A 6356-nucleotide genomic window follows, 5' to 3' on the forward strand; every position below is an offset into this window, starting at 1 on the left:
AAAATGACGCCATTTGAAAGCAGATGAGTTTTTACAACTCATAGAAATAGCCAGCTAAATTCGCTTAGTATACAACCATCTTGTTTTTGCAACACCACCAAAATAGTTATTGTTGACTTCAGACGTCCTTTTCATGACGTATTTACCATAATAGGAATTAAACTTTCAGCACTAGCAGCTCATAACTTATTTACTAGTTTCAATTGCAATCAGCCGGTCAAAATTGCTTCAATAATAAACAGATTAAAGAAACAAACTTTCAGAAACAATCAGGCATCGTAAACTCATTGCCTTATTATTTTATAATTAGGATAGTCTCGCAAAACGACCCTTTTTGAGACTAAGTACACAAATAAGAGTGATGATATACAACCATTAGGTTAGACCTTGAAAGCTAAATCAACAGTTATAATTTCTTATATTAGGCGTATCTAAGTTTTGAAGTGGTTCATTAAGCTTAATTTTCTTTGCAGAAAAAAAATTTTTTTGAGATAGCCTACGCTTTTCGTGATTGCTATTTTCTACTGTATTGAGTGGTTTAAGTTGGCTTTGTACTAAGTAGTTATGAACCTCTGGCAAGCATTGTCTTGACCACTTAATGGCCTTTTCTAAAGACGCCTCAGACATCAAATTATCTGGGTTAATTGTCTGGGTGTATGCAAAGGTTAATAAAGTTGTTATTGCTAAATGATTGTTTTGTACAAATGCAATATCTAAAGCGCACTCGCCTAACTCATTTTGGTGAGTAAGACTTGCATTTTTACTTAGTAATGATTGAAATATAGTGGGTTTATCATGCGTATAAGGTGATAAACAAGCCACTTGCAGGGGCGTATGGCCTTGTAATCCTAGGATATCAACTCCTATTTCATCATGGTTTACTAGCAAATCAACAATGGCTTCTCTTCCAAGTTGGCAAGCGATGTAAAGGGGTGTGATACCAACATTATCTGCTTTATTAACCTTAATCTTGTCATGTTTTAATAAGATGTCTACTATCCCTTGATGGCCATTAAAGCATGCGATATGAAGGGGTGTGATATCATCATTATTTGCTTTATTAACCTTAATCTTGTCATGTTTTAATAAGATGTCCACTATCCCTTGATGGCCATTTTCGCATGCGATATAAAGGGGTGTAACGCCATCGTTTCTTACTTTATTAACCTCAATTTTTGGGCACTGTACCAAGGTTTGTACCATTGTTTGGTGGCCACCTCGGCATGCAAGGTATAATAAGCCAACACCAAATTGATTATATCGAGCCGTTAACTCCGGAAAGATAGCGTACTGCTTATCAAGCTTTGCAACCTCGTCTTTTAGCCTTGCTGACTTGGTGTCGCTTGATGTTAGCAGGGTGGTTTCAAAAGCAACGTGGGTATGGCCATCTAAGGAATGAAAGATACTGATAACAGTTTCGGCGCAACTAAGTTTGCGCACATAGGAAGGATATTGAGAATAACGCGCAAAATCGTTAGTATCGATATATTCCCACGTTTTCGTTTCTTTGTCATAGGTTAGGCAAACACTATGATTACCATTGCTCAATAAAATTGGATATTTTAAGGGAGCCTGATTTAATAAGCCTTCTATCTCTATTAGGTAACGTGTTAATTCGTCTTGGTTAAACGCATAGGGCTTATTAAGCAAGACTTCAAGCTCACTATGCTTAAGTTGTTCGGATTTAGCAAGAGGGTAAATGGTTGTTAAGTCCGCTTGGGTAATAAAGGCGCCAGGAAATATATCGCTATATTCATCTGGACGTAAATAAAGCGCTATTCCATCAAAAAAAGCAAGGACCTGCAGTAAGGATTTGGCTCGTTCATCAAGCACGATATGTGTTTTCGCCTGCGCTTTAGCTTGATCAATGTCTCGCTTTAATCGCTCAAAATTGCGTTTATAAGACCCTATTAGTTCAAGCCTTGTAAAAAAACTAGCCTCATCAGCAGCCAATACAGCTTGCGCCCACATACAGCTAAATCCTCGGCATAATCCCTTATCCATATCGTTATAACCAAGTGTTTTGCCTAGTACCAGTAAGTCCAAATGTGTTACTTTCGTCATAATATATTACAAATAGATTGATTTTAGTTCATAAAGAATAACATTTAACTATTAAGGATAAATTAACAAGGACGAGATTGCAGAAATAAAATTATACTATTAGTAGGCATTGTGGGGCTGTCTATACATTTAAAAAGAATCTGCCGCTGAGAGCGGTTATATGAACATAGGAAATATTTACATTGCCTAATGCGGCCCCAAGCTCTTTTTCGTTAAACTAGGATACATGGCGTGATTTAGGAAAGGCACGCACAACTTTGATTTAAGCAAATAAATAGAATAAAATTTAAATTAATTGTTTAAATTTAGTAAATTTATGGGTGCTAAATTAACTCATTCCCAGTTAGTAGAATTAGGTCAATATTTAGGTTACCCGCTTTCCACTGGAATATGTCGCGGATTTTCTATGATGCTTTGCCAAGCTTGGCTTGTAGAAGAGAGCTATAAGTTCTTCTATCGCCTCAAGTGCATTGAGAGTTATGACAATGACTTTGAAAAATTAAAATATGATATTGAGCAAATACGTTTACACGCAAAAAACTATGGTTTCTTTAATTACCCGGAAGAAACAAAAATATTTTTAGAAATCCCAGCCTTTTATGAGGGTATTCAACTCTATTTAAATCCCGCTAGGTATTTTGAGTTATTTTCACAATATTTAAACCAAGAAAATTTGGAAGATATTTATTCAATTGTATATCCTAATAAACTGTCACAGGAAAAATTGGTTGTTAGTTTGGATAAACTACATGCCTTTACTCAATCTGAGCTAACTGACTATTTCAAAGATTTAGAGAAAATAATGGATGAGGCAGAGGTTATTGCACCTATTTTACTGTCATCCAGTAATCATGCAATATGCCTGTGCTATGATAAGAATATTCGAAAATGGGTATATGTTGATATTAATGATTTTGCTCGTTTCCCAAATCTTATGTCTTATACTCGTGAGTTAGATAGTAACTCATTAGCTATGAGTATTTTTTCTTCGCTTTCCTCTGATGAGGCAGACTATGTGGCTTTTAATATTCAAGTGATTACAAAAGCCAGTCAAGAAGAGTCTATTAAAATTGCTCTAACTGAGTTAGAAAAAAAATATCCTTTCGAGTACAACCATGCAAACCGATTTGATGCTTATCAAGTAGGCTTATTTTATCTAGCTTGCCAAAACAACCAATTTAATTTAGTACGAAGCTTACTTAAGCAGGAAAATATTGATATTAACAAAACAAGTGTTCAAGGTATTACTCCCTTATTCCTGGCATGCGAGTATGGACATACTGCTATTGTTTCTGAATTGCTTAAGCACAAAAAAATCGATATTAACAAGGCAACCAATGAAGGAGCTACGCCACTTTATATTGCCTGCCAAAATGGCCATTATGATATTGTCTGTGAGCTATTAGAACAAAAAAATATAGAGATTAATAAATTTACTCAATATGGAGCGACCCCACTGTTCTCAGCCTGCCGTAATGGGCATATGGCTATTGTCTGTAAGTTACTTGAACAAAAAAATATTGATTTTAATAAAGAAGATAATGATGGGTCGACCCCTTTGTTTATCGCTTGTCAACTAGGTTATATCGATATTGTCCAGGAGTTACTTAAACTAAAAGAGATTAATGTTAATAAACCAGATATGTATGGGGCAACACCACTTTATATAGCCTGCGAGCAGGGACATATGAATATAGTTCAAGCATTGCTTGAGCAAAAAAATGTTAATATTAACCAAGCATATAATGGTGCAACACCCCTCTGGACGGCTTGCCAAAAGGGGCATACTAATATTGTTTATAGGCTGCTTGCTCAAAAGGGAGTTGAAATTAATACAGAAACTAAACCTGGGGTTACTCCATTTTATATCGCTTGCCAGAATGGATTTACAAGTATTGTATGTAAACTGCTAGAGCAGAAAATTATTGATATTAATAAAATTAATTATAATGGTTTTACACCACTTTACATTGCCTATATAAATGGTCATATTGATATTGTTTTCGAGTTACTTAAGCAGGAAAACATCAATATTAATGAGCGGTATGAGAATGGTGCTACATTGCTTTTCCATGCTTGTAAAAATGGCCATACGGATATAGTTCAAGCATTACTTAAGCAAAAAAATATTGAAATGAACATAGCAACTAATGACAACACAACCCCCCTGTTTATAGCTTGTGAAAATGGCTATATTGACATTATTAATGAGTTGCTAAAACAAGCGTATATTGAGGTTAATGAAGCAACTAGTGATGGCGTTACTCCACTTTCTGTAGCCTGTGAAGGAGGATTTACCGAAGCGGTTCTTAGTTTACTTCAGCACAAAAATATTGCTATTAACCAAACAGATGAAGATGGTGCAACGCCACTTTTAGTCGCATGTCAAAATGGTCATATCGATATTGTCCGAGTTCTTATACAGCAGGAAAAGATTGATATAAGTAGGCCAGATAATCATGGCAAAACGCCTCTTAGTGTTGCTTTTGAAAATGCAGATTACGACATGGCAGTACTATTAATAAGTGCAGGCCATCCAATAGATAACATTAGTCAACAATACATGCCGTTACTCAAGTCTTATTGTCCCTCTCTTACGCAGGACAATCATGAGCCTTTAGGAGGTAAACGAAGAGGGCCAGATTACCCTGATGAGCAACCAAAAAAGATTTATAAAACTAATTTAGAATTGTCTCAAAATGGCTTCTTTTCAAGTCACATTGAACCAGATTCTCAAATAAATATGCAGAAATCTTCTGATAAAGCCCTTAAGCGTGATAATTAATTGGCATTGCATTGTCAAGCTAATTTATCTTTAGCTCCGTTGCAAAAATAAGCTACTAATTTACATTAGAATTTTAAAATGAAGGTGCTGAATCATTTAAATTGCCCACTTTATTTTTTTATATGGCTGAACTGCTTATCGAGTTTATGTAACCTTTACATTATTTGTAACAAGGCCCAAATTATCTAAAATAGTATATTTAATTGTTACTTTTTAGAAGTCAAAGTAATAATTAAAGTGGGTAAAAAATTTTAAAGCAGCTTCCTTTTTTAGTACTATTGCAATTCCATGGGTGATTTGTAAATATATCATTCTTGATAATTCATTCTTGAGTAAGTATGCCAAATTTTACGGAACAAGGGTTATTATCTTTATGTGTTTATTCTGAATTTCTTGATTCTGACTTTCTTGATTTAGCATATCAAAATGTTTGTGATGATGATCTAATAGACATTATTAATTTTCTTACTATGTATCCTCAAATAAAGTTTGTTGATTTACACCAAAATAGAATTGGTGCTGTTGGCGCTCGATACTTCGCCGAGCATAATAAGACTGTAACGGTTTTTGATTTAAGCGAAAATAGAATTGGTGATATTGGCGCAAAATACTTTGCTGAGCATAATAAGACAGTAACGGCACTTTATTTAAGTCAAAATGAGATTGGTGATGTTGGCGCTAAAGATTTTGCTAAGTATAACACTATGGTAACTGAGGTTGAATTATGCTGGAATAAGATTGGTGCTCTTGGCGCTAAAGACTTTGCTGAGCATAATAAGATGGTATTAAAGATTTTGCCGAGTATAGTACCATCGCAACGACAGTTCATTTAAGCCAGAATCAGATTGGTGCTGATGGCGCTAAATATTTTGCTGAGCATAATAAGATTGCAACGACAGTTAATTTATTTAAGAATGAGATTGGTGATGTTGGCATTAAAGATTTTGCCAAGAATAGTAAGACTGTAACAACAGTTAATTTAAGCAATAATCCGCTAGGAGAGGTTGGCATCAAAGCGCTTGTAAGTAATTCTGTGTTACAAAGGATTAAGGTATATGACTTTAGCTTAACTAGGGAAAGTCGAATAGCCTTAGAGGAAATGGATCCACGTAAGCGGGCCTGCTATGGTATAGAAGTTGGCTTACCTAGCAACGTACCATCCTTGCTACGGTTAAGCTTGTTTAATCTTAAAAAAAAGCTTATTCAGGATAATCAAGGTCAATTGCGTTCTTTCAACAAAGATGATCTAAACGGCCTTGAGGATTTAGTCCCCTTAATTAATCAGCATAAAATCTAACTACCAGACATTAGACTGTCACTCAGCTAACAAGACAGTAACAAAGGGATTGTCTCAAAAAATATCGTTTTTAAGACCCTTGTTTATTAAAAAGTCTCAAAAAGGGTCGTTTTTTGAGACTTAAGCATAGTAGAGAGTTAACCAATAAAAATGGTATTAATGCAGATTTGATATTGAGAAAATAAAAGAGATTAATCTTTAGTGTATTCA

The 6356-nt window shown here is 34.8% G+C and carries 4 protein-coding genes and 1 pseudogene; 4 read left to right on the top strand and 1 reads right to left on the bottom strand.

Annotated elements, in window-relative coordinates; all coding sequences use genetic code 11:
- Positions 1-399 precede the first annotated feature (399 nt).
- Entirely contained in the window at positions 400-2064 is a 1665-nt protein-coding gene (locus E1P04_RS16250) for an ankyrin repeat domain-containing protein (RefSeq protein WP_131783929.1), read from the bottom strand.
- Between the two features lie 316 nt (positions 2065-2380).
- Here E1P04_RS16250 and E1P04_RS16255 point away from each other — a divergent pair, with 316 nt between their 5' ends.
- From E1P04_RS16255 to E1P04_RS18160, 4 genes and pseudogenes are all read left to right on the top strand, one after another.
- Positions 2381-4849, top strand: a complete 2469-nt coding sequence (locus tag E1P04_RS16255) for an ankyrin repeat domain-containing protein (RefSeq protein WP_131783930.1) — start codon at positions 2381-2383, stop codon at positions 4847-4849.
- A 338-nt stretch (positions 4850-5187) separates the two neighbouring features.
- Complete coding sequence (locus E1P04_RS16260) at positions 5188-5682, top strand: leucine-rich repeat domain-containing protein (protein ID WP_131783931.1); 495 nt, start codon at positions 5188-5190, stop codon at positions 5680-5682.
- Between the two features lie 101 nt (positions 5683-5783).
- A pseudogene (locus tag E1P04_RS18440) lies at positions 5784-5864 on the top strand (hypothetical protein); the annotation flags it as partial.
- A gap of 18 nt (positions 5865-5882) precedes the next feature.
- Positions 5883-6146, top strand: a complete 264-nt coding sequence (locus E1P04_RS18160; protein WP_242604502.1) for a hypothetical protein — start codon at positions 5883-5885, stop codon at positions 6144-6146.
- Positions 6147-6356 lie beyond the last annotated feature (210 nt).

The organism is Legionella gresilensis, from assembly GCF_900639865.1.
GTDB lineage: Bacteria > Pseudomonadota > Gammaproteobacteria > Legionellales > Legionellaceae > Legionella_C > Legionella_C gresilensis.

Coding starts and splice junctions, on each gene's coding strand:
- E1P04_RS16260 (WP_131783931.1), top strand. CDS start 5,188: ATGCCAAATTTTACGGAACAAGGGTTATTATCTTTATGTGTTTATTCT.
- E1P04_RS16250 (WP_131783929.1), bottom strand. CDS start 2,064: ATGACGAAAGTAACACATTTGGACTTACTGGTACTAGGCAAAACACTT.
- E1P04_RS16255 (WP_131783930.1), top strand. CDS start 2,381: ATGGGTGCTAAATTAACTCATTCCCAGTTAGTAGAATTAGGTCAATAT.